The 22,741-nt window shown below is 59.9% G+C and carries 25 protein-coding genes; 12 read left to right on the top strand and 13 right to left on the bottom strand.

Annotated features, from left to right (window positions below):
- The first annotated feature begins 14 nt into the window (after positions 1-14).
- The 3 genes from QD336_RS05810 (at position 15) to trmB (ending at position 2,756) form a co-directional block, all read left to right on the top strand.
- A complete protein-coding gene (locus QD336_RS05810; protein WP_269341718.1) occupies positions 15-434 on the top strand; it encodes a helix-turn-helix domain-containing protein in 420 nt (139 codons plus the stop codon).
- A gap of 189 nt (positions 435-623) precedes the next feature.
- Positions 624-1,886, top strand: a complete 1,263-nt coding sequence (gene metK / locus QD336_RS05805) for a methionine adenosyltransferase (RefSeq protein WP_499169780.1) — start codon at positions 624-626, stop codon at positions 1,884-1,886.
- A 171-nt stretch (positions 1,887-2,057) separates the two neighbouring features.
- Positions 2,058-2,756, top strand: coding sequence for a tRNA (guanosine(46)-N7)-methyltransferase TrmB (trmB, locus tag QD336_RS05800; protein WP_499169778.1), 699 nt, complete (start codon positions 2,058-2,060; stop codon positions 2,754-2,756).
- Positions 2,757-2,819: 63 nt separating this feature from the next.
- On the opposite strand, the gene QD336_RS05795 is transcribed toward trmB, so the two are convergent.
- Positions 2,820-3,719 (bottom strand): ribokinase, encoded by a 900-nt coding sequence (locus QD336_RS05795; protein ID WP_499169776.1) that lies wholly within the window; start codon positions 3,717-3,719, stop codon positions 2,820-2,822.
- A gap of 54 nt (positions 3,720-3,773) precedes the next feature.
- Positions 3,774-4,967, bottom strand: a complete 1,194-nt coding sequence (locus QD336_RS05790; RefSeq protein ID WP_499169774.1) for a DNA recombination protein RmuC — start codon at positions 4,965-4,967, stop codon at positions 3,774-3,776.
- Positions 4,968-5,115: 148 nt separating this feature from the next.
- On the opposite strand from QD336_RS05790, the gene def reads away from it, so the two are divergent.
- Genes def through truA form a run of 3 tightly spaced genes read left to right on the top strand, consistent with a single transcriptional unit; the run spans position 5,116 to position 7,409 of the window.
- Positions 5,116-5,628 carry a peptide deformylase gene (gene def / locus QD336_RS05785; protein WP_269341727.1) on the top strand — a complete coding sequence of 171 codons (513 nt, stop codon included), beginning with the start codon at positions 5,116-5,118 and terminating at the stop codon, positions 5,626-5,628.
- A 45-nt stretch (positions 5,629-5,673) separates the two neighbouring features.
- A complete protein-coding gene (gene fmt, locus QD336_RS05780; protein ID WP_499169773.1) occupies positions 5,674-6,609 on the top strand; it encodes a methionyl-tRNA formyltransferase in 936 nt (311 codons plus the stop codon).
- On the top strand, positions 6,609-7,409 hold the full coding sequence (gene truA, locus QD336_RS05775) for a tRNA pseudouridine(38-40) synthase TruA (RefSeq protein ID WP_269341731.1): 801 nt from the start codon (positions 6,609-6,611) through the stop codon (positions 7,407-7,409). Before fmt ends, truA begins: the two co-directional genes overlap by 1 nt.
- A 15-nt stretch (positions 7,410-7,424) precedes the next feature.
- Here the strand turns inward: truA and QD336_RS05770 are convergent, their stop codons facing one another.
- From QD336_RS05770 to dapD, 3 genes are read right to left on the bottom strand one after another with little or no spacing between them, the layout of a single operon-like run.
- Positions 7,425-8,021, bottom strand: a complete 597-nt coding sequence (locus QD336_RS05770) for a hypothetical protein (RefSeq protein ID WP_269341733.1) — start codon at positions 8,019-8,021, stop codon at positions 7,425-7,427.
- Positions 8,005-9,201, bottom strand: a complete 1,197-nt coding sequence (gene dapE / locus QD336_RS05765; RefSeq protein WP_499169770.1) for a succinyl-diaminopimelate desuccinylase — start codon at positions 9,199-9,201, stop codon at positions 8,005-8,007. Before dapE ends, QD336_RS05770 begins: the two co-directional genes overlap by 17 nt.
- A 14-nt stretch (positions 9,202-9,215) precedes the next feature.
- The gene (gene dapD / locus QD336_RS05760; protein ID WP_269341737.1) at positions 9,216-10,070 is read right to left on the bottom strand and encodes a 2,3,4,5-tetrahydropyridine-2,6-dicarboxylate N-succinyltransferase; all 855 of its coding nucleotides are present in this window, start codon (positions 10,068-10,070) and stop codon (positions 9,216-9,218) included.
- Between the two features lie 137 nt (positions 10,071-10,207).
- On the opposite strand from dapD, the gene QD336_RS05755 reads away from it, so the two are divergent.
- Together QD336_RS05755 and QD336_RS05750 are read left to right on the top strand one after the other, a co-directional pair.
- A complete protein-coding gene (locus QD336_RS05755; protein WP_499169769.1) occupies positions 10,208-11,074 on the top strand; it encodes an LOG family protein in 867 nt (288 codons plus the stop codon).
- A 167-nt stretch (positions 11,075-11,241) separates the two neighbouring features.
- On the top strand, positions 11,242-13,569 hold the full coding sequence (locus QD336_RS05750; protein WP_269341739.1) for a methyl-accepting chemotaxis protein: 2,328 nt from the start codon (positions 11,242-11,244) through the stop codon (positions 13,567-13,569).
- A gap of 69 nt (positions 13,570-13,638) precedes the next feature.
- On the opposite strand, the gene QD336_RS05745 is transcribed toward QD336_RS05750, so the two are convergent.
- Complete coding sequence (locus QD336_RS05745; protein WP_269341741.1) at positions 13,639-14,583, bottom strand: nucleoside hydrolase; 945 nt, start codon at positions 14,581-14,583, stop codon at positions 13,639-13,641.
- Positions 14,584-14,790: 207 nt separating this feature from the next.
- Here QD336_RS05745 and QD336_RS05740 point away from each other — a divergent pair, with 207 nt between their 5' ends.
- Both QD336_RS05740 and QD336_RS05735 read left to right on the top strand, forming a co-directional pair.
- Positions 14,791-15,216, top strand: a complete 426-nt coding sequence (locus QD336_RS05740; RefSeq protein ID WP_060722839.1) for an Hsp20 family protein — start codon at positions 14,791-14,793, stop codon at positions 15,214-15,216.
- A gap of 56 nt (positions 15,217-15,272) precedes the next feature.
- Complete coding sequence (locus QD336_RS05735) at positions 15,273-15,530, top strand: BQ00720 family protein (RefSeq protein ID WP_269341744.1); 258 nt, start codon at positions 15,273-15,275, stop codon at positions 15,528-15,530.
- A 48-nt stretch (positions 15,531-15,578) separates the two neighbouring features.
- Here the strand turns inward: QD336_RS05735 and QD336_RS05730 are convergent, their stop codons facing one another.
- Entirely contained in the window at positions 15,579-16,175 is a 597-nt protein-coding gene (locus QD336_RS05730; protein WP_269341745.1) for an EF-hand domain-containing protein, read from the bottom strand.
- A 100-nt stretch (positions 16,176-16,275) separates the two neighbouring features.
- Positions 16,276-16,989 carry a pyrimidine 5'-nucleotidase gene (locus QD336_RS05725; RefSeq protein ID WP_269341746.1) on the bottom strand — a complete coding sequence of 238 codons (714 nt, stop codon included), beginning with the start codon at positions 16,987-16,989 and terminating at the stop codon, positions 16,276-16,278.
- A gap of 105 nt (positions 16,990-17,094) precedes the next feature.
- Here QD336_RS05725 and QD336_RS05720 point away from each other — a divergent pair, with 105 nt between their 5' ends.
- The gene (locus QD336_RS05720) at positions 17,095-18,012 is read left to right on the top strand and encodes an EamA family transporter (RefSeq protein ID WP_499169767.1); all 918 of its coding nucleotides are present in this window, start codon (positions 17,095-17,097) and stop codon (positions 18,010-18,012) included.
- Positions 18,013-18,058: 46 nt separating this feature from the next.
- Here the strand turns inward: QD336_RS05720 and argB are convergent, their stop codons facing one another.
- Positions 18,059-18,943, bottom strand: a complete 885-nt coding sequence (argB, locus tag QD336_RS05715; RefSeq protein ID WP_499169766.1) for an acetylglutamate kinase — start codon at positions 18,941-18,943, stop codon at positions 18,059-18,061.
- A gap of 268 nt (positions 18,944-19,211) precedes the next feature.
- Here argB and QD336_RS05710 point away from each other — a divergent pair, with 268 nt between their 5' ends.
- Positions 19,212-19,589 carry a hypothetical protein gene (locus QD336_RS05710; protein ID WP_269341751.1) on the top strand — a complete coding sequence of 126 codons (378 nt, stop codon included), beginning with the start codon at positions 19,212-19,214 and terminating at the stop codon, positions 19,587-19,589.
- Positions 19,590-19,654: 65 nt separating this feature from the next.
- Here QD336_RS05710 and yihA read toward each other — a convergent pair whose 3' ends face one another.
- From yihA to rpmH, 4 genes are read right to left on the bottom strand one after another with little or no spacing between them, the layout of a single operon-like run.
- The gene (gene yihA / locus QD336_RS05705) at positions 19,655-20,308 is read right to left on the bottom strand and encodes a ribosome biogenesis GTP-binding protein YihA/YsxC (RefSeq protein WP_499169765.1); all 654 of its coding nucleotides are present in this window, start codon (positions 20,306-20,308) and stop codon (positions 19,655-19,657) included.
- Positions 20,305-22,101, bottom strand: a complete 1,797-nt coding sequence (yidC, locus tag QD336_RS05700; RefSeq protein WP_499169763.1) for a membrane protein insertase YidC — start codon at positions 22,099-22,101, stop codon at positions 20,305-20,307. Before yidC ends, yihA begins: the two co-directional genes overlap by 4 nt.
- Positions 22,101-22,484, bottom strand: a complete 384-nt coding sequence (gene rnpA / locus QD336_RS05695) for a ribonuclease P protein component (RefSeq protein WP_269342419.1) — start codon at positions 22,482-22,484, stop codon at positions 22,101-22,103. Before rnpA ends, yidC begins: the two co-directional genes overlap by 1 nt.
- Before the next feature lie 37 nt (positions 22,485-22,521).
- On the bottom strand, positions 22,522-22,659 hold the full coding sequence (gene rpmH, locus QD336_RS05690) for a 50S ribosomal protein L34 (protein ID WP_003493611.1): 138 nt from the start codon (positions 22,657-22,659) through the stop codon (positions 22,522-22,524).
- Positions 22,660-22,741 lie beyond the last annotated feature (82 nt).

Genomic DNA, 22,741 nt, shown 5'->3' with positions numbered 1-22,741 from the left:
GTCAGGACCGCATGATGACCGAGAATAAGAAAAAGCCTAACCCCATCGACATTCATGTCGGAAGCCGAATTCGCCTTCGTAGAACCATGCTCGGAATGAGCCAGGAGAAGCTGGGTGAAAGTCTCGGAATTACCTTTCAGCAAATCCAGAAATATGAAAAAGGCACGAACCGTGTCGGCGCCAGTCGCCTCCAGAATATTTCCGCGATCCTCAATGTGCCCGTTTCCTTTTTCTTCGAAGATGCGCCCGGTGATCAGGCCGGCGGCGCGCCGGGCATGGCTGAAGCTTCGAGCTCTAACTACGTGGTCGATTTTCTGTCCTCGGCCGAAGGTTTGCAGCTGAACCGGGCTTTCGTGAAGATCGCCGACCCGAAGGTTCGCCGCCGTCTCGTCGATCTCGTCAAGGCGCTTGCCGCCGAAGGCGATGCCGAGTAAGCGCAGCCCGCGTGGCGCAAAAATTTCCGGCACGGGATGCCGGGCACTCAACGGTCCGCAAGGACCGTTTTTTTGTGCCCAATTGGAAAGGAATTCTCACATAAAGATATATCTATGTGGTTGTGTCCTTGTTTTTCGCGGCCGAAATGACTAACAAACTCCAAGACCGTTCTTTGAGGGGAATCCCGCATGCGTGCCAATTACCTGTTCACCAGCGAGTCCGTGGCCGAGGGTCATCCGGACAAGGTTTGTGATCGTATTTCTGATGAAATCGTGGATCTTATTTATCGTGAAGCGGCCAAGACGGGCGTTGACCCGTGGACCGTGCGCATCGCATGCGAAACGCTTGCGACGACCAACCGCGTCGTTATCGCCGGTGAGGTTCGGGTTCCCGACACGCTTCTGAAGAAGGACAAGGACGGCAAGGTCCTCAAGGATGCCGCTGGCCACCCGGTCATCAATCCTTCCAAGTTCAAGTCCGCCGCCCGCAAGGCGATCCGCGACATCGGCTACGAGCAGGATGGTTTCCACTGGAAAACCGCCAAGATCGACGTTCTCCTGCATCCGCAGTCCGCGGACATCGCGCAGGGCGTGGACAGCGCTTCCGACAAGCAGGGCGACGAGGGTGCCGGCGACCAGGGCATCATGTTCGGTTACGCCTGCAAGGAAACGCCGGACCTCATGCCGGCGCCGATTTATTATTCCCACCGTATCCTGCAGCTTCTCGCCACCGCCCGTAAGAGCGGCGAAGGCGAAGCGGCAAAACTCGGCCCCGACGCCAAGAGCCAGGTGACCGTTCGTTACGTCGACGGCAAGGCTTCTGAAGCCGTGTCCATCGTCCTGTCCACGCAGCACCTCGATGCAAGCTGGGATTCGAAGAAGGTTCGCGCTGTTGTCGAACCCTATATCCGCGAAGCTCTGGGTGACCTGAAGATCGCTGACGATTGCCAGTGGTATATCAACCCGACGGGCAAGTTCGTCATCGGCGGTCCCGATGGTGATGCTGGTCTGACCGGCCGCAAGATCATCGTCGACACCTACGGCGGTGCCGCTCCCCATGGTGGTGGCGCATTCTCCGGCAAGGACACGACCAAGGTCGACCGTTCCGCAGCCTATGCCGCCCGCTACCTCGCCAAGAACGTCGTGGCTGCCGGCCTTGCCGAGCGCTGCACGATCCAGATCTCCTACGCGATCGGCATCGCACAGCCGCTGTCGATCTATGTCGATCTGCACGGCACGGGCAAGGTCAGCGAAGATCAGGTTGAAGCCGCGATCCGCAAGGTCATGGACCTGTCTCCGTCGGGCATCCGCCGCCATCTCGATCTCAACAAGCCGATCTACGCCAAGACGTCTTCCTACGGCCATTTCGGCCGCAAGGCTGGCCGTGACGGCTCCTTCTCCTGGGAGAAGCTCGATCTGGTGAAGCCGCTCAAGGAAGCTTTGAGCGCCTGAAGCATTTCCAGTAAAACTGCGTAGCGGTTTTAAGTCCGGAAAATGCGGGGATTCTTTCTAAGCCTTGTCATTCGACGGCGATTGAGAGATACCGTCTGCACCTTTTGTAACCCGCACAGTGCCTCATGTGGCGCTGTGCGGGTTAAGTCTATTTGTTCTTGAGAGTATGAGATGACGGAAGAACGGCGTTCGCGCGCAACGGAAGCGTTTTTTGGCAGACGCAAGGGCAAGCCCCTGCGCAATCAGCAGGTCGATACGATCGAAAACCTGCTGCCCTTGCTGAAAATCGATCTGGAAAACGCCCCGCCGCAAAATCTCGTCGCTCTCTTTCCGGCGGATGTGCGATCGATCCGTCTGGAGATCGGTTTCGGCGGCGGCGAGCATCTCGCCCACCGGGCGGTCGAAAATCCCGAGACGGGTTTCATCGGCGTCGAGCCCTTCGTCAATTCCATGGCCAAGTTGCTTGCCACCGTGCGCGAACGCGAGCTGATGAATATTCGCCTTTACGACGATGATGCCACACAGCTGCTCGACTGGCTGCCCGAGGGATCGATCGATCATATCGATCTGCTTTATCCCGATCCGTGGCCGAAGAAAAAGCACTGGAAGCGCCGTTTCGTTTCCGACGTCAATCTCGCCCGTTTCCATCGTGTGTTGAAGCCCGGCGGCAAATTCTGCTTTGCGTCGGATATCGATACATACGTCAACTGGACACTACAGCATTGCGCCCGGCATGGCGGTTTTGAATGGACGGCGACGAGCGCTGACGACTGGCGCACGCCCTATGCCAATTGGCCAGGCACGCGTTACGAGAACAAGGCGAAAAGAGAAGGCCGCAGCTCGGCCTATCTCACCTTCATCCGTCGCTAAAGCATTTCCAACAAAAGTGCACAGCGGTTTTACGTCCGGAAAATGCGCTAACGGCCCGATCCCTCAGAGTGCCGCATCCACTTCCGCTGCGAGCGGAATGGAAGGCTGCGCGCCGGCGCGCGTACAGGCGAGTGAACCTGCAACGGCGGCACGCTTCAGTGCCTTTTCAAAATCCATTCCCTGATCGAGGCTGGCGGCGAGATATCCGCAGAAGGTATCGCCCGCACCGACCGTGTCCACCGGCTCGATCTTGAGGCCGGAAGCCCTATAGACCTTGCCATTGCGAATGGCGATCACGCCATCTGCACCCAGTGTGACGATCAAAGTCTGGCCGGTCCTCTCGTGAAGGGCCTTGAGTTCGCTTTCCCGCTCGGTGCTGGAAAGTCCGTTCTTGCCGATCAGCAGTTCGAACTCGGTTTCGTTGGCAATGACGATATCGGCGAGGCCGGCAAGCCGAGGGCCGTCTGCGGTCAGCGGTGCGGTGTTGATGACGGTGGTGATGCGCTTTGCCTTTGCAGTCGTCAGTGCCGCTTCGATGGCGGGCGCCGGTATCTCGAACTGCAACATCAGAATATCGCCCGTAGCCATGTCGGATATGGTCTTTGCAGCATCGGATGCGGAGACTTCGCCGTTGGCTGCGGGAATGACCGAGATCATGTTCTCCCCGCCTTCACCTATCAGGATCACGGCCGTGCCCGTCGGGCCGGGTGCTGTCTTGACGAGAGAAAGATCGGTGCCGGCATCGCGCAGCAAGGTCAGCGCCGGTGCGGCAAAGGTGTCATCGCCCGCGGCGCCCGCCATCTTCACCGTAGCGCCTGCACGCCGTGCGGCCAGTGCCTGATTGGCTCCCTTGCCGCCCGCGGCCGTGGAGAAGGTCTCGCCGGTCACGGTTTCCCCGGGCTTGGGCAGGCGTTTGGCGGTCGCGACGAGGTCCATGTTGATGGAGCCGAAAACAGTAATCATGGGGCGCTGGGTCCATATGAAATTTGAGCAAGGCGGCGACTTTGCCCGAGACGATCACTCGTCGTCAACTACCCGCAATTTGGCTGCACCGGCCCGGTTTTCCGCAAAGCGACGGGCCTGTTCGATTTCGCCATGCGAAGCTTCCTTTTCCGTCGGTGAAAAATCGAGACCCTCGATTTTCTGGCCGCGTGCCAGCACCTTGTCGGAGGAGATCAGCATCATGTCGACGTCCTTCTGAGCCAGCCCGAAATGGGCCTGCAGCTTGCGCGTCCGGTCATCCAGCCGCCGCACATCGTCCATGAGCAGCGCCACTTCGCCCTGAATGAGATGCGCCTGCTCGCGCATGCGCTGGTCTTTCAAAACAGACTGGATGACCTGCACAGACAGCATCAGCAGCGAGGGCGATACGATGACGACGCGGGCGCGGTGGGCGCGCTGCACCAGATATTCGAAATGCTGGTGAATGTCCGCGAAGATCGATTCGGACGGTACGAAGATAAAGGCCGTATCCTGCGTCTCGCCGCGAATGAGGTATTTCTCGGCCACGTCGCGAATATGTACCTCCATATCGCGGCGGAACTGCTGCACGGCGGCGCGTTTGGTTTCGGGTGTCTCATCCGCCTTGATCGCGTTCCAGGCCTCCAGCGGAAACTTGGCATCGATGACGAGTGGCGGGGCATTGTTCGGCATCTTGATGGTGCAGTCCGGCCGGTAACCGTTGGAAAGCGTCGGCTGAAGCTGGAAGGCCCCGGCAGGAAGCGCATCGGCGATCAGCGTTTCCATGCGCGCCTGTCCGAAGGCACCGCGCGTCTGCTTGTTGGAGAGGATCGCCTGAAGCCCGACGACGTCTTTCGCGAGATCCTGAATATTGCCTTGCGCGGCATCGATGACAGCCAGACGCTCCTGCAGGCGGCTCAGATTCTCATGGGTTGACCGGGTCTGCTCCGTCAGCGTTTCGCCAAGGCGCTGCGACATGCCGTCAAGGCGCTGGTTCAGCGTCTGGCTCATCTCGGTTTGGCGTGTGCCAAGCGTTTCCGCCATGGCCGCGATCCGGCCATGCAATTCGGACTGCGTTTTCAGGAGATCGGAGATTTCGCCATCGGCTCCCGCTTTTTTGGTACGGTTTGTCGTAACCAGCCATGTGATGACCAGGCCGAAAACCAGAGCCGCAAGCAGCGCGCCGAAGCTGATATCGACGGAGCCGGCCCGTAGTGCGGGATTGAGGAGAACGGAGAAATCTATGCTCATGACTAAATCTAGCAGGTTTCTTGTGATTCGGAAGATCAAAACAAGAACATTCCTGCGGCGGAAATGAGTCGGGCAGGGCGGGTGCCGCAGGCGGTTTCACCTTCGTGTTTTTTATTTCCTCGGCGCGAGAGATACGTTATGGGAAGCCATGACCATCAAACCGCTTATCATTTTGCCCGATCCCGTGCTGCGCCAGCAATCCAAGCCCATCGAACAGGTGGATGCCGAGGTGCTGCGCCTTGCCGACGACATGCTGGAAACCATGTATGATGCGCCGGGTATCGGCCTCGCCGCCATTCAGATCGGCGTGCCGCGCCGCATGCTGGTGATCGATGTTGCGCGTGAGGGCGAGGAAAAGACCCCGATCGTCTTCATCAATCCGGAAATCCTCAAGGTGTCGGACGATATCTCGACCTATGAGGAAGGCTGCCTCTCCATCCCTGACTATTATGCCGAGGTGGAACGTCCCGCGTCGCTCACGGTGCAATATGTCGGCCGTGACGGCAAGCAGCAGACGGTCGAGGCGGATGGTCTGCTCGCGACCTGCCTGCAGCATGAGATCGACCACCTGAACGGCGTTCTCTTCATCGACCATATTTCGCGGTTGAAGCGCGACATGGTCATCAAGAAATTCACGAAAGCGGCCCGCGCAAAGATCTGATCCGTCCTTTTGGGGTCGGAATGGACGACAGGGCAGGGGGCGACGATGGCTCTTCGCATCATTTTTATGGGCACGCCGGATTTTTCCGTTCCCACATTGCGTGCATTGGTGGAAGCGGGCCACGAAATCGTTGCCGTCTACACCCAGCCGCCGCGTCCCGGCGGCCGCCGTGGTCTTGATCTGCAGAAGTCCCCGGTCCATCAGGCGGCCGAATTGCTGGGCCTGCCGGTGCTGACGCCGGTGAATTTCAAGGCTGAGGAAGATCGTCAGCAATTCCGGGATTTCAACGCCGATGTGGCGGTCGTCGTGGCTTATGGGCTCCTGTTGCCCGAGGCGATCCTCTCCGGCACGCGTCTTGGCTGCTACAATGGTCACGCTTCCCTGCTGCCGCGCTGGCGCGGCGCTGCCCCCATCCAGCGGGCGATCATGGCAGGTGACGCCGAAACCGGCATGATGGTCATGAAAATGGAAAAGGGGCTGGACACCGGCCCTGTCGCGTTGACCGCGAAGATCGCGATTGGCGACAACATGACGGCCGGTGAATTGCATGACAGCCTGATGCTGGCGGGTGCGCGGCTGATGCGGCAGGCGATGGACAAGCTTGAGGCCGGCGACCTGCCCCTCGCCGCGCAGGCGGAAGAGGGTGTGCTTTACGCCGCGAAGATCGACAAGGGCGAAACCCGCATCGATTTCTCGAGACCGGCGCAGGATGTGCACAATCACATTCGCGGCCTTTCGCCGTTTCCTGGTGCATGGCTGGAAATGGAAATCGGCGGCAGGGCGGAGCGCGTGAAGGTTCTTGCCTCCGGACTGGCAAGCGGCATGGGCGAAGCGGGCGCTGCGCTGGATGACGCCCTCACCATTGCCTGCGGCAGCGGCGCCGTGCGTCTCATCCGCTTGCAGAAGGCGGGTGGAAAACCCATGTCGGCGGCCGATTTCGTGCGCGGCACGCCGGTTCCGCCCACAACGAGGCTCGGCTGATGCCACGCTTCCGCATGACCATCGAATATGACGGCACGCCCTATTACGGCTGGCAGAGACAGGAAAACGGCCCTTCCGTTCAGGGCGCGCTGGAGGCTGCCGTCCGGTCGCTGACCGGGGAAAGCGTTTCCATTCGTGGCGCGGGCCGTACCGATTCCGGTGTGCATGCGGTTGGGCAGGTCATCCACGTCGATCTTTCCCGCGATTGGGAGCCCTACAAACTCCGCAATGCCGTGAATGCGCATCTGGCCATGGCGGGTGAGGCCGTGGCTGTTCTCGATGCTGCCGCCGTGAGCGAGGATTTCGACGCCCGTTTTTCGGCGCTGCGCCGCCATTATCTCTACCGCATCATTTGCCGCAAATCCCGGTTGGCGCTGGAGCACAAGCGGGCATGGTGGGTATCGAAGGACATGGACCACGAGCGTATGCATGAAGCTGCGCAGATGCTTGTCGGCCGGCATGATTTCACCACCTTCCGCTCTGTCCATTGTCAGGCGAACAGCCCGGTCCGCACGCTCGACCGGCTGGATGTGACGCGCAACGGCGACCTCATCGAGATTCGTGCGACGGCACAGAGTTTCCTGCACAATCAGATACGCTCTTTCGCCGGCACGTTGAAACTGGCGGGCGAAGGCACGATGACCCCGGACGATGTGCGCGCCGCGCTGGAGGCGCGGGATCGCAAGGCCTGCGGCCCCGTGGCGCCGCCGGACGGTCTTTATTTCATGCAGGTCGATTATCCCGACGTCATTCCGCCGCGTCGCCGTGCCGAAGCCGAAATGACCGAAGACGAGGACTGATCTCCGCGCCGTCTGTCAGGCGGGGTAAACGCCGAGAAAACGCTGCAATGCTTCCGATAGCAGGATGGCAGGCACCAGAAGCGTCATGACGATCGCCGAGACCAGTAGCGACTGGTCGCGGATGAAGAACCGCACGATCCGCGAAAAGGCGAAGACCAGCGACAAAAGCAGTGCCAGCCAGAGAATGGCGACCAGCCCCTGCAACGGCGGCAGGAAGAATGCGATCAGGATCAGGACCGCATTGGCGTAGGAAAAGGGCAACGACAGCCAGTTCATGGTAGTGACGAGCGGCGCGAATTTTTCCCTTGCTCCGAAGGCGTAGAGCAACATGCCGATCAAAAGCAGCGGCACGATCCAGCAGATGGCCTCGACCATGGCAAGGCGGAAGAAGAAGATGAATCCGGTTCCCGTTCCGGGCGGATAGCCGGCGAGAAAGGCGGCGCGCAGCCAAAGCCAGGAAACCAGCATGGCCGGCAGGCACCACAGAGCGGAATAGAAGGATCGCGCCATGCCGCGCTCGGTCAGGTCAAGATAACGTGCGCCATTATGGTCGCCGAGCAGCAGAAGCCACAGGCCGGCCAGATAAAGCCTTACTTCACTTGCCGTCGGCATGGGCGAACCAGCGTTTGATAAAGGTCTCGTAAATGCGCGTCAGCGTCTCGAGATCGGCAACGGCCACGCGTTCGTCGACCATATGCATGGTCTGCCCGACGAGACCGAATTCCACCACCGGGCAATAATCCTTGATGAAGCGCGCATCCGAGGTGCCGCCGGTGGTCGAAAGCTTCGGCTCCTTGCCGGTCACGGCTTCAACCGCGCCGGAGAGCGACGAGATGAGCGCGTTGTTGCGGGTCAGGAATACATGGCTCGGGCGGTCCGCCCAGACGAGTTCATATTTCACCGGTGCCCGGTCCGGGCGAAGTTCACCTTCAGCCGCAGCGGCATCAAGGCGGCGGATGATTTCCGTCCGCAGGCTTTCCGCCGTCCAGGTGTCGTTGAAACGAATGTTGAAGGCCGCGGTCGCCCGCGCCGGAATGACATTGGTCGCGGCATTGCCGGTGTCGACGGTTGTCACTTCCAGATTGGATGGCTGGAAATCATCCGTGCCGTGATCGAATGCCGGATGCATCAGCGCATGGGTGAGCTGCAACAACCCGCGAACGGGGTTGTCGGCGAGATGCGGATAAGCGGCATGGCCCTGGACACCATGAACGGTGATGCCGCCCGAGAGCGAGCCCCGGCGGCCGATCTTGATCATGTCGCCCAGCTGGTCGGGATTGGTCGGCTCGCCTACGACACAGGCGTCCCACGTCTCTCCCTTTGCAGCAGCCCATTCCAGAAGCTTGGAGGTGCCGTTGATCGACGGGCCTTCCTCATCGCCGGTGATCAGGAAGGAGACGGAGCCCTGCGGTTTGCCATGTTTTTCGATATGGCGGGCAATGGCGGCCACAAAACAGGCAATCCCGCCCTTCATGTCCACCGCGCCGCGGCCATACATCTCGCCACCGGCGATGTCAGCAGCAAAGGGCGGATGGCTCCATGCGGCCTCGTCGCCCACGGGAACGACATCCGTATGGCCCGCAAACATCAGATGCGGACCTTCGGTGCCAAGCCGGGCGTAGAGATTTTCCACGTCAGGCGTTCCCGCCTCTGTCGCCATCACACGCTCTACCGCAAAGCCGAGCGGCGAAAGCAGCGTATCAAGCAGGGAAAGCGCGCCGCCTTCCTCAGGCGTCACCGAAGGGCAACGGATGAGGGCGGCGAGATTGGCAACGGGATCGGTCGTGGTCATGGCAGTCGCTTTTATCAGTCGCGCAGAAGCTCGTTGATGCCGGTCTTGGAGCGGGTCTTTTCATCGACGCGCTTGACGATCACGGCGCAATAGAGGCTCGGACCCGGTTCGCCGTTCGGGAAAGGCTTGCCCGGCATGGTGCCGGCAACGACGACGGAATAGGGCGGCACTTCGCCATAGGTGATCTCGCCGGTGGCGCGATCGACGATCTTGGTCGACTTGCCGATGAAGACGCCCATGCCGAGAACCGCACCTTCACGCACGATGCAGCCTTCCACGACTTCCGAACGGGCGCCGATGAAGCAATTATCCTCGATGATGGTTGGGCCGGCCTGCAGCGGCTCCAGAACGCCGCCGATGCCAACGCCGCCGGAAAGGTGCACATTCTTGCCGATCTGCGCGCAGGAGCCTACGGTTGCCCAGGTATCGACCATCGTGCCTTCATCGACATAGGCGCCGAGATTGACGAAGGAGGGCATCAGCACGACGTTCTTGGCGACATAGGCGGAGCGGCGCACAACGGCATTCGGCACTGCGCGGAAGCCGGCGGCGCGGAACTGGTTTTCACCCCAGTTCTCGAACTTCGACGGCACCTTGTCCCACCAGGTGGATTCGCCCGGTCCGCCGGTAACGATCTCCATATCGTTCAGGCGGAAGGACAGAAGCACGGCCTTTTTCAGCCACTGGTTCACCTTCCAGCTTCCGTCAGCCTGCTTTTCGGCCACGCGTGCCTTGCCGCTATCGAGAAGTTGAAGAGATGTGTCCACGGCGTCGCGAACCTCGCCCTTCGTCGATACGTTCACACCGTCACGGTTGTCAAAGGCGGTTTCGATGATGGTTTCGAGGGAAGAGAGATCCGTAAGGCTCATGGAAAATTCCTTAAAGTCGCGTGTGGTCTTGGTCACGGAAGGTCCCGCGCCGCTGGAAGGCTTTGGCCATTTGATCTAAGGGAGTGTTGGAAAGGCGTCAATGTGATTTGGGTGATTTGGCGCGTCAGACGAAAGGCATGGAAATGACACGACTGAAAAACGGCAAGTTGCGGCGCAAGGACGGGGTATGGGACCCGTTGAAGCGCAGTGCTGTGGACAAGCAGCAGGCCGAGGTCGTGCCGAAAACGCCGCAGTCGGCTTCCCCGTCCTACCGGCTGGCCTATGTGGACATGGATTTCCTCTGCCGTGAGGAATTGCGCCCCGTCAGGCTGCAGCTCGAGCTTCTGAAGACGGAAATGGCGCTCACCGAACGCGGCATCAAATCCACCGTCGTCATGTTCGGCGGCGCCCGTATTCCCGAACCCGGCGGCGAGGCCTGGGCGGCGCGTAACGAAACGCAAAAGCGCAATCTGGAGCAATCCTCCGTCTATTATGACGAGGCGCGCAAGTTCGCCCGGCTCTGCACGGATTATGCCGCTAAATCCGCCCACCTCGAATATGTCGTTGTTACCGGCGGCGGTCCCGGCGTCATGGAAGCGGGCAATCGCGGTGCGGCCGATGTCGGTGGCCCTTCGATCGGCCTCAACATCGTCCTGCCGCATGAGCAGGCGCCGAACGCCTATGTCACGCCGGAGCTGAGCTTCAACTTCCACTATTTCGCCATCCGCAAGATGCATTTCCTGATGCGGGCGAAGGCCGTTGTGATTTTCCCCGGCGGTTTCGGTACGCTGGACGAACTGTTCGAGGCGCTGACCCTGATCCAGACGAAGCGCATGGAACCCATTCCGCTCATCCTCTTCGGTGAGAAATTCTGGCGATCGGTCATCAATTTCGAATTCCTTGCGGATTTCGGAACCATCGCGCCCGAGGACATGGATTTGTTGCATTTCGCCGAGACGGCGGATGACGCCTGGAAAATCATTTCCGACTACTACGAACACTGATTTCTTGCTTACGCGACGAAGTAATTTTAGGGCTTAATTAGCAATCTTACTCTAATTTTGCCTCGTCGCGATGCAGCACACTGTCCCATTCTGGACGGGCCTCCATGACGGAGATTTTCATCCGTTGACGCCAGCCTTTTCGAGTTGGCGATTTGATCGAGGCCAAAATGTTCAATTTCAAAGTGAAGTCGCTTGCGACGAAACTGATCCTTGTGACCGGTTGCGCCATCACCACGGTTCTCATCGCATCGAATTCCTTCCTTATTTCCCAGACCAGCGAGCGTGTCCATGCGCTGACCATGGAGCAGGCCAACACCGAGGCGCGCGCCATCGCCAACGTCATTGCTGCCGATGTCGGCGAACTCGGCAGTGCTGCACGCTCCATGGCTGGCGTCATTGGTCGCGCCCATCAGGCAAAATCGATGGACCGTCCCGGCATCGTCAATATCCTGAAGGCCAATGTCGAGCAGAATGCCTTCGCTTTCGGAAGCTGGTTCTGCGAGCAGCTTGGCCTCTTCGACGGACAGAGCAAGGAGATCGCCGACCGGCTCGATCTCGGTACCAATAAAAACGGTGCTTTCGCTCCCTACTGGTCGAAGACCCAGAAGGGCGATATCCAGTTCTCGACCTTCGACAACGACTATGCGGCTGAATGGTATGCGCTGGCCTCCAAATCCGGCAAGGGCGCCATCACCCAGCCCTATCTCGCCCAGGGCACGGAAGTGCCCACCACCATGACCTCGCTTGCCTATCCCGTCATGTCGGACGGCAAGATGATCGGTGTGGCGGGTGTCGATATTTCGCTGGCCTCGCTGTCGCAGAAGCTGCAGGCGCTGCATCCTTTCGAGACCGGCCGCGTTACGCTCGTTTCCCAGGGCGGCCAGTGGCTGGTGCCGCCCACGCCTGAGCAGAACATGAAAGCCTATGACGGAGATGGCGCAAGCACCGTTCAGGCGGCGATTACCTCCGGCAAGCAGGGCCTCATCGAAAATCTCGGCCTCGATACGGACGCACCCTATAACCGTCTTGTCTATCCCTTCGCCGTTCCGGGCCTCAATGCGACCTGGGTGGTGCTGGTGGATATTCCGCATCAGGCGCTGAATGCACCGGTTCAGGAGCAGACCTATCTGATGATCATCGGCGCGATCGTCATCCTCGCCGCCGTCATCGCCGCGCTTTATTTCGCTGTCCGGTATTTTGTCGGTAACCCGCTCGCCTCGCTGGTCTCCGACGTCCGCACGCTCAGCGATGGCCGCTATGACGTGCCGGTATCGGGCCAGGACCGCCGGGATGAAACCGGCGCCGTTGCAACGGCGCTCGAAGGTTTCCGCGCCAAGCTTGCCGGTATCCGCGAGATGGAAGCCGAAGCCGAAACCCAGCGGGGGCACGCGGAGACGGAGCGCCAGCGGTCTGAATTCGAACGTAATGAAAACAGCCGCATGCAGCAGCACATCGTTGGCGTGCTCGGTGCAGGCCTTAACGCGCTCTCGCAGGGCAATCTGACCTACCGTATCGAGGACGAATTCCCGGGCGAATATGCGAAGCTGCGCGCCGACTTCAACTCGGCGCTCGCCAGCCTCGAGGAAACGGTGTCCACCGTCAACGCAACCGTCGTCAGCATCGGCAATGGCACCGGCGAGATTACCCGTGCCGCCAGCGATCTCTCGCATCGCACGGAGCAGCAGGCTGCAAGCCTCGAGGAAACCGCAGCGGCCCTCAACGAGCTGACCGCCCAGGTCAATTCCAGCGCGGAAAACGCCGCAGAGGCGGCTGGCGCCGTCAGCCATGCCTGCGATGACGCCGGCAAGTCTGGCGAGGTCGTGCAGCAGGCCGTGAACTCCATGCAGGGCATCGCGCAATCCTCGGCGGAAATCTCCCGTATCATCGGGGTGATCGACGAGATTGCCTTCCAGACCAATCTTCTGGCGCTGAATGCCGGCGTCGAAGCGGCCCGCGCGGGCGATGCGGGCAAGGGCTTTGCGGTCGTCGCACAGGAAGTGCGCGAACTCGCGCAACGCTCCGCCACCGCCGCCAAGGAGATCAAGGGTCTGATCAACACGTCGGCCACGCAGGTGGGCGAGGGCGTCCAGCTGGTCGGCAAGGCCGGTGAGACGATGAAAAAGATCGCCGATCAGGTTCTGCAGATCAACCAGCTCATCCGCCAGATATCGGCCTCGGCCAGCGAGCAGGCGGTTGGCCTGAAGGAAATCAACTCCGCCGTTACCCAGATGGATCAGGTCACCCAGCAGAATGCGGCGATGGTGGAGGAAACGACGGCGGCCAGCGTGACGCTGAACAGCGAAGCCGAAACCCTGAAATCGCTCGTTGCCGGTTTCGCGGTCTCCGGCGGCCATTCCAGCCAGCAATTGCGCGCCACGGCGGCGGCAATGCGTGCGCCGGTTGCTCCGGCAAAGGCCCACGCTGCGGCATCCCGTGCCCGCCCGAGAACCAGCGGTGCAAACGCGCTGGCGCAGGATGACTGGACGGAATTCTGATCCGCCATTCTCGCCGAAAATAAAAAGGGCCGCTGGTTTTTCCAGCGGCCCTTTTTGTCCCTGTCCGGATCAGAGCCGGGCGAAACGTTCGGTCAGCAACTCAAAGAAACCGTCCGAATCCACGTTGCGCATGACGCGGGCATTGGCGGGGCGGTCCGTCACCCCCCACCAGTCCACCACCGTCATGCCCATGGTCAGCTCGGAATGGACCTCGATCTCGACATTGCACTCACGGCCCTGAAACAGTTCGGGCTTGAGGAGATAGGCAATGACGCTCGGATCATGCAGCGGGCCGCCATCCGAACCGTATTTCTCGATGTCGAAACGCTCGAAGAATTCCAGCATTTCCGCCATGGCGATGGCCGGGCGCGTGCCGATGTCACGAATGCGGCTGACGCGCGCCTTGGTGGTCAGCAGTTTGTGGGTGACGTCAAGCGGCATCATGACAACAGGCATGCCGGAGCGGAAAACGATATCGGCGGCCTGCGGATCCACATAGATGTTGAATTCCGCCGCCGGCGTGATGTTGCCACCTTCGAAGAAGCCACCGCCCATCATCACCAGTTCCTTGACGCGGTCGGCGATTTCCGGCGCCTTCAGGAGCGCCAGCGCCACATTGGTCAGCGCACCGAGCGTGCAGAGCGTGACCGTGCCGGCGGGTTCCCGCATCAGGGTTTCGATGATGAAATCGACCGCGTGCTGCTTTTGCGCTTCCATAGTCGGCTCATCGAGAACCGGGCCGTCAAGACCGGTGCTGCCGTGAACATGTTCGGCGGTGACGGGCTTGCGCACCAGGGGCTTCTCCGCGCCCTCATAGACCGGAATATCGGTGCGGCCGCACAATTCGCAGATGATGCGGATGTTGCGGCTGGTCAGTTTCAGCGGAACGTTGCCGGCGACGGCGCATAGTCCGAGAATGTCGATTTCCTCCGGGCTTCCAAAAGCGAGCATGATTGCCGCCGCGTCGTCCTGGCCCGGATCGGTGTCGATGATGATTTTTCTGCGTTCTGCCATGTCTTGCCCGCCGTTGAGATGAGCGCTTTTTTCGAGCGGCGGGTGCTCACTTGTCAAGCCTCATTCCCAAGTGTTCCCCTTTGCCCGTTGCACAGCCTTGCGTATTCCGGTTGTGCTTCCCATATTGCCTTTGCCGGTTCGATTGACCGGCGAGGTTGCCGGAAGCGGGACCGCGAAACGTCGCTTGGTTGCAAGGACAAAAGAGATATGAGCCGCATGACGCCATTCACCCACCCGCTTTTGCTGGGTTTTGATGCCATGGAAAAAACGCTGGAGCGCATGGCGAAGGCCAATGACGGCTATCCTCCCTACAATATCGAGCGCCTGCCCGGCAGCGAAGATGTGCCGGAGCGGCTGCGCATCACCATCGCGGTTGCCGGTTTTTCGCAGGATGATCTGGATGTGACGACGGCTGACAACCAGCTCGTCATCCGCGGCCGCCAGCAGGAACAGGAAAAGCGCGATTTTCTCTATCGGGGCATCGCGGCGCGGCAATTCCAGCGGGTCTTCGTGCTGGCTGATGGCATGCAGGTCAGGGAAGCGCGCCTGCGCAACGGCCTTCTTTCCATCGATCTGGTCCGGCCGGAAATTTCGAACGTGGTAAAGAAAATTAATATTTCCGTCTCAGAGTAGAACGTGAACGCCGGAATCGGACATGAATCGCTCGGCGTGAAGAAGGAGGCTGAAATATGCTTTTAAAAGAAGCGCATGCGCGTCTCACACGGTCCCAGCTCGCCCATATCGGCGAAGGAGAAGTGGGATATATCCGCAAGATCCGTGCGGAAGACGTAAGCCGCTGTTTCCCGGAAGCGCCTGATCTCGATCCGCAGCTGGATCTGTGGGCACTGTTCGGTGCGGATGGTACGCCAATCCTCCTGACAGACAATCGGTCCAGCACCTTCTTCAAGGCGGCGGAAGACGATCTGAGAACCGTCAGCCTGCATTAGAACATTCCAGAAAAAGCCCGCTTTTAAGCGGGCTTTATGCTTGGAGGATCAGAGGAACGGGCGGTCCGGCATGTCGTCGATGGAGATGACGCCGTCCTTGTTCCTGTCCAGCCGCTCGAACATCTTTTCGCCGGCGGCAGTGAATTCAGCCTTGCTGACCTGACCGTTCTCGTCGGTATCGGCCCAGCGGATCAGCGCAAAGCCCGCGCCCTTGCCGCCATGCTTGCCCCAACCCTGATGGCCGAAACGACCGCCATGTTCACGTTCGGCCCGCTTGCCATCCGTGCCCTTGCCTTCATCCGCCTTGGCTTCCTCACGCTCGGGGCGCGGATGCGCGGCGCGGAAGGCTTCTATCTTCGCCTGGCGATATTCGCGCATTTCCTTCGGCGTGATCGAGCCGTCCTTGTCCTTGTCGATCTCGGTGAAGAGCGCGTCCTGGCGAGTGGTGAATTCCTCCTTGGAAATCTTGCCGTCCTTGTTGGTGTCGGCCACCTTCAGCAGATGAACAAAAGCCGCTTCCGGGCGCATCGGCATGCGATCCTTTTGGCCTTTGCCGGGCGCGGCAAAACTGGCCGTTGCGGCCGTGCTGAGCACAAGGGCTGCGCCAAGAGCAGAGAGGGCGATTTTGCGTGTGGTCATCGTCATTACCTTTCTTTGGTGTCCCTGAAGAAAAGATAGTGACGTCCACTCAGCCTCACCACTTAAACATCCGTAAGGTGCATGAAGCTTCGGTAATGTTTACGGCTCAGCGGTCGATGGTTTTGGTGAGGAAACCGGCCAGATCGTCGGTGATGTAGTCGATATGCTCATCCGTCACGGCCGGGATTTCCCAGCGTTCCATGATCACGCCCTCAAGGTTTGAAGGCACGAGCAGCACGGTCTTCATGCCAAGCGCCTTGGGCGCCGCGAGATTGCGCGGCAGATCCTCAAACATGGCGGCTTTTTTCATATCGAGTTTGGCAAGCGCCGCGAATTTCTCATAGGTCGCGCTCGCCGGCTTCGGCAGGTAACCGGCGGCGACGATATCGAAAATATCCTCGAAATGATCGAGAATGCCGAGTGCGCCGGCGGCGGCCTGCGCATGTTTGACGCTGCCATTGGTCAGGATGAACTTGCGGCCCGGCAAAGCCCTGATCGCGTCGCCGAGCTCCGGGTGGGGTTTCAGCGCCGAATAGTCGATGGCATGGGCCCGTTCCAGAAACTCGTCGGGGCTGATGCCGTAATGGATCATCAGGCCCTGAAGCGTGGTGCCGTGGTCGTGATAATAGCGCTTCTGCAATGCGCGGGCCTCATCGGGGTCGAGCTTCAGAAGCTCCGCCACATAGGCCGTCATGTTACGGTCGATCTGGGAAAACAGATTGACGTGATGCGGATAGAGCGTGTTGTCGAGATCGAAGACCCATTCGCTGACATGGGCGAAATCGGCGGCGTCGGGCAGGTTTTTCGGCTTTGTGTCCATAGGCAGCTTTATGCCCGTTTCGAGCGGCGAAGAAAATCGAAAAGACGACGATTGAGCGGAAAATCGGGCTTGGCTGTGGCCTCTGGCGCATGATACCGCCAAACCATGGAACTCTGGATAGGCATAACCTTCGCAAGCGCGTTCTTGCAGAACCTGCGCTCGACTTTGCAGAAGCATCTCAAGGGCATGATGGGCACCACGGGCGCAACCTTCGTGCGCTTCGTGTTCGGTATGCCTTTCGCTCTCGCCTATCTCGCTTTTCTGCATTTCGGGCTCGGTCGCCCGCTGCCGGTGCCGAACATGTCCTTCGCCGTGTGGGCAACGGTCGGGGCCATGGCGCAGATTGCTGCCACTTTCCTGCTGGTGCACCTGTTCTCTTTCCGCAATTTCGCGGTCGGCACGGCCTATTCCCGCACCGAGCCGGCGCAGGCGGCCCTGTTTGCCCTTATCTTCATCGGTGAAAGCGTCAATGGCGGCACATTGGCGGCCATCGCGATCTCGGTCGCCGGCGTCATGCTGATTTCGGTGGCGCGCACGGAAGTGACGCCCGCTTCCTTTCTCACCTCGATCTTCAGCCGGACGGCAGGTATTGGCCTTGCCTCCGGGGCATTCTTCGGCCTGTCCTCGGTTGCCTATCGTTCGGCCTCGCTGGCGCTTGCGCCGAGCTTGCCGGTCCCGGATGCGATGATGCAGGCGGGCTTTACCCTCGTCGTCGTCATCGTCATGCAGACGGTATCGATGTTCCTCTGGATCATCTGGCGCGAGAGGGAAGAATTGCGGCGCATCGCCAGGGTCTGGAAACCGTCGCTCGCGGTCGGTTTCGTGGGCGCCACGGCCTCGTTCGGCTGGTTCACGGCGATGACCCTGCAGCAGGCTGCCGTGGTGAAGGCTCTGGCGCAGGTGGAGATGCTCTTCGCCTTCGCTTCGACCGTGCTTTTCTTCAAGGAGAAGATCAACCGGCTCGAACTCTCCGGCTGCCTGCTGATCGTCGTTGGCGTGCTTTCGCTCCTGGCATTCGGCTGAATGCGAATTGTGGCGGACAGGTTTTGCCGTCCGCCACTCTAACGCATCAGGGCACGATGAGCGTGCCGGCGCCTTCCGTGAAGATTTCCAGAAGCACGGAATGTGCCGTCTTGCCGTTGAGGATCACCACGCCCTGCACGCCGGCCTTGATGGCCTCGATGCAGGTTTCGACCTTCGGGATCATGCCGCCGGAAATCGTGCCGTCCTTGATGAGCGCGCGCGCCTGGGAGACCGTCAGTTCCTTGATGAGCTCCTTGTTCTTGTCGAGAACACCCGGCACGTCAGTCAGGAACAGAAGGCGCGTGGCGTTGAGCGCACCGGCAATGGCGCCGGCGAAGGTGTCGGCATTGATATTGTAGGTGGCGCCATCACGACCGGGCGCGACGGGGGCGATGACCGGGATCATCTCCGATTTTGCAAGCAGATCGAGCAGGGTGCGATCGACTTCCACGACTTCACCGACGAAGCCGAGATCGAGCACGCGCTCGATATTGCTGTCGGGATCGATGACGGTCTTTTTCGCCTTTTCGGCGAAGACCATGTTGCCATCCTTGCCGCACAGACCGATGGCCCATTCGCCCGTCTGGTTGATGAGGGCGACGATTTCCTTGTTGATCGAGCCGGCCAGAACCATTTCAACAATTTCGACGGTCTTGGCATCGGTGACGCGCAGGCCGCCCTCGAATTTCGATTCAATGCCCATCTTCGACAGCATCGCGCCGATCTGCGGGCCGCCGCCATGCACGACGATGGGGTTTATGCCGGACTGCTTCAACAGGGCGATGTCTTCCGCGAAAGCCTTGCCGAGCGTGGAATCCCCCATGGCGTGACCACCATATTTCACCACGATGGTCTTGTTCTCATATTTCTGCATGAAGGGCAGAGCCTGTGCGAGCAGCCGCGCCTGAGTTTCGCTTTCGGAAGCAGTCATCTAAAAACCTCGGTCTGTGGTTGCGGCTGCTGAGAGCCTGTCATCGCTCTAAAGCAAGTTTTCGACGGATGAAATAACCTCCTGGCCTTATTGTGTCGGCAGCGATCAAATTTCTTTTTTTGCCGGTTTCAGCTCTGTAATGAGATTGACATAAAGGCCCAATGGGACCAGCCTTGCTGGGGAAAGGGGAGGGGTTAATTCAGGGCGATGTGAGACGTCGCGCGCCGGGAAATGGCGCGGCCTGAACGACCGAGGAGTGAGAGACCACATGACGGCACCCGATCGAGACAAGCAAAGCGGTTTGCGGGACGAAGTGCTCGCGGGCGAATATGTGCTGGGTGCTCTGCCGCCGGAAAGCATGGCGGAGCTTGCAAAGCGCGTCAAACGCGACCGCCAGTTTGCCGCCATGGTCAGGCGCTGGCGGGATAATCTGGCGGAAACCGAATATCGCGAAAACGCGACGGTTGCCGCTCTGCTAGAGCGGGACCCAAACCGCCCCGGCCTGCCTTTCAGAAGCCAGCCGCTGCGCAATGGCAGCATGTTCACCGCCATGCTTTCAGAAGTCTGGCATTCCGTGCGCTTCTGGCGGCTTCTGGCACTGACGGCGATGCTGTGGACTGCTGTTCTGCTTTTCACCATCGCCTGAGCGCCTGGAGCCTTTCCAGGAAAAGTGCATTCCGGTTTTCCGTCCGGAAATACGGGAAACAGGAATTAGAGCGAGACCGTCCTGATGATCTCCGCGCGCAACTCGTCCAGCCCGAAGGATTTTTCCGACGAGGTGGCGAGAACTTCCGGATACGCAGCGGGACGCTTGCGGATTTTCTCCAGCGTTTCACCGATGAGGCGGGGAACGCCGGCATCCTTGATCTTGTCCGTCTTCGTCAGCACGATCTGGTAGGACACGGCCGCCTTGTCGAGCAGGCTCAGAACCTCTTCGTCGTTCTTCTTCAGGCCATGGCGGGAATCGATCAGCACGTAAACGCGCTTCAGCGTCGCGCGGCCACGCAGATAATCGAAGACGAGCTTGGTCCAGGCATCGACCTGATCCTTGGGTGCCTGCGCATAACCGTAACCGGGCATGTCGACCAGGGCCATCGGCGGCAGGTCACCCGCTTCGCCCGAATAACCTTCCGGAACGAAATAGTTCAGTTCCTGCGTGCGGCCGGGCGTATTGGAGGTGCGGGCAAGCCCCTTGTGACCCACCAGTGCATTGATGAGCGAGGACTTGCCGACATTCGAGCGACCGGCAAACGCAATCTCCGGCGGGCCCTCGGGCGGCAGGAATTTCATCGCGGGGACACCGCGAATGAAAATCCAGGGTCGCCCGAACAGGGGCTTTTCGGTTGCCGTACCGGTGTCACTCATTTCGATTGCACCGGCTTTCGCTTGAACAGCCCTTTGAGATTATCGAACAGTTCGATCTTGGCGCCGTGACGCTTCATGATGACGGCCTGCTGGCTGATGGAGAGCGTGTTGTTCCACGCCCAGTAGATGACCAGACCAGCCGGGAAGGAGGCCAGCATGAAGGTGAAGATCAGCGGCATCCAGGTGAAGATCATTGCCTGCGTCGGATCGGGCGGCGTCGGGTTCATGCGCATCTGCAGGAACATGGTGATGCCCATGACCAGCGGCCAGACGCCGATCATCAGGAAATGCGGAACGTCGTAGGGCAGAAGGCCGAACAGGTTGAACAGCGATGTCGGATCGGGCGCGGAAAGGTCGTGGATCCAGCCGAAGAACGGTGCATGCCGCATTTCGATGGTGACATAGATGACCTTGTATAGCGCGAAGAAGACCGGGATCTGCAGAAGCATCGGCCAGCAGCCGGCAACCGGGTTGATCTTCTCTTCCTTGTAGAGCTGCATCATCGCCTGCTGCATGGCCATGCGGTCATCGCCATGCTTGGCCTTCAGCTCCTCCATCTTCGGCTGCACGCGCTTCATGTTCGCCATGGAAGCATATTGCTTGCTGGCGAGCGGGAAGAAGAGGGCCTTGACGACGATGGTGGTGAGCAGGATGGCCACGCCAAAATTGCCAAAATAACGGAAGAAGAAATCCATCATTTTGAACATCGGCTTGGTGATGAAGTAGAACCAGCCCCAGTCGATCAGAAGGTCGAACTTCGGAATGGAATATTCGGTTTCATAACGGTCGACCAGCGGCACTTCCTTGGCACCGGCGAAGACGAGGCTCTTTAGCTCGATGGACTGGCCGGGTTCGACCGTCATAGTGTCGCTCTTGAAATCGGCCTGATAGCTCGGCTGATTGCCGGTAATATGCGAATAGCGGGTTTCGAACGGCGTGGTCTGCGGCGGAACAATGGCCGCGGCCCAATATTTGTCGGTGATGCCGAGCCAGCCGCCGGTTGCCTTGGCCACCGTGACCGGTGCTTCCTCGACATCCTTGTATTTTTCTTCCGTCAGGCTGCCGTCCTTGCCGGAGACGCCGAGGAAACCTTCATGGATGACGAAGACCGGGGGAATCGCCGGCTTGTTGTTGCGCGTCACCCGGCCATAGGTGGCGAGCGAGATCGCGGCCTGTCCGGGGTTCTCGACCTTGTCGGCGACCGAGATCATGTAGTGTTCGTCGATCGACACGGTACGCGAGAAAACCACGCCCTTGGAATTGGTGTAGGTGAGCGTGACCGGGGTGGTTTCCGTCAGCTTGTCGCCGCTTGCGAGCGTCCAGACGGTCGTCGGGCCGGGAACGCCGCCGACTTCCTGCGCGGCAACGTAACCAAGTTCGGTGAAGTAGCCGTCCTTGGTGTCGGAGGGCGAAAACAGCGTGATGATCGGGCTCGAGTCATCGACGGTCTCATGGTAGCCCTTGAGCCGGATGTCATCAAAGCGCGCGCCGGTGAGGTTGATCGAGCCGGCGATGGCATTGGTGTCGATGGCGACACGCTGGGTTTTTGCAATCGACTCTTCGCGGGTCGCCGTGGCGGCGGTCTGCGGTGAGGAGGCGGGCGGTGCGCCTTCAACGGCAGCACCTGGTGCCGCAGCCGGTGCCTGCTGCTGCGTCGTCTGCTGCTGCGCCTGGCGGGCCTCTTCGGCGCGGCGCTGCTGCTCGATACGCGGATTCATGTAAAGGAATTGCCAGGCGAGGACGATGACAACCGAAAGGGCTATCGCGATGAAGTAATTACGGTTCTTTTCCATCATTCTTTCCTGGAGCGGGTCTCCTGGGACCGTTTCGGTTTCGCCGTTCCTTCAATTCGCTCGATGAGGAGAGACTGAATTTTCGGGAAGGCCGTATCGAGCACGTCCCTGCGGGCGACAATCACATAGTCATGACCGGGCTTCATTGCGACCCCGGCAGAAAGCCTGACGGCTTCCTTGAGACGGCGGCGCATGCGATTTCGCTCGACCGCGTTGCCTTGTCTTTTCGTTACGGTAAAACCGACGCGAGGCTCGGTTTCCGGGGCTTTCCGGTCAAGCACTTCCACAAGAAAGGTGCTTCCCCGCCGTTTTTCCCCCGCCTGAACGGCAAGAAACTCCGACCGGTTTTTAAGCCGGCCGGGTCGTTTTTTAGTCTCACTCATGTGTCCACGACTTTCATCGGGCCACAGATGTCGGCAATTAAGCCGACAGACGTGCGCGGCCGCGCGCACGGCGGGCTGCGAGAACCTTGCGGCCGCCGGCGGTAGCCATGCGGGCACGGAAACCATGACGACGCTTGCGAACAAGCTTGGACGGTTGGTAGGTACGCTTCGACATTTATTTAATACCGCGGTGTGCGGCCCTTCTTGAATTTGCAACTATTTGCAAGAGCGTTTCGTTTTTTGCACGGCTAACCCCG

Source organism: Rhizobium sp. BR 250 (assembly GCF_047445855.1).
In the GTDB taxonomy this organism is placed as follows: Bacteria; Pseudomonadota; Alphaproteobacteria; order Rhizobiales; family Rhizobiaceae; genus Agrobacterium; species Agrobacterium tumefaciens_I.
This window is presented reverse-complemented; position numbering and strand designations above follow the sequence as displayed.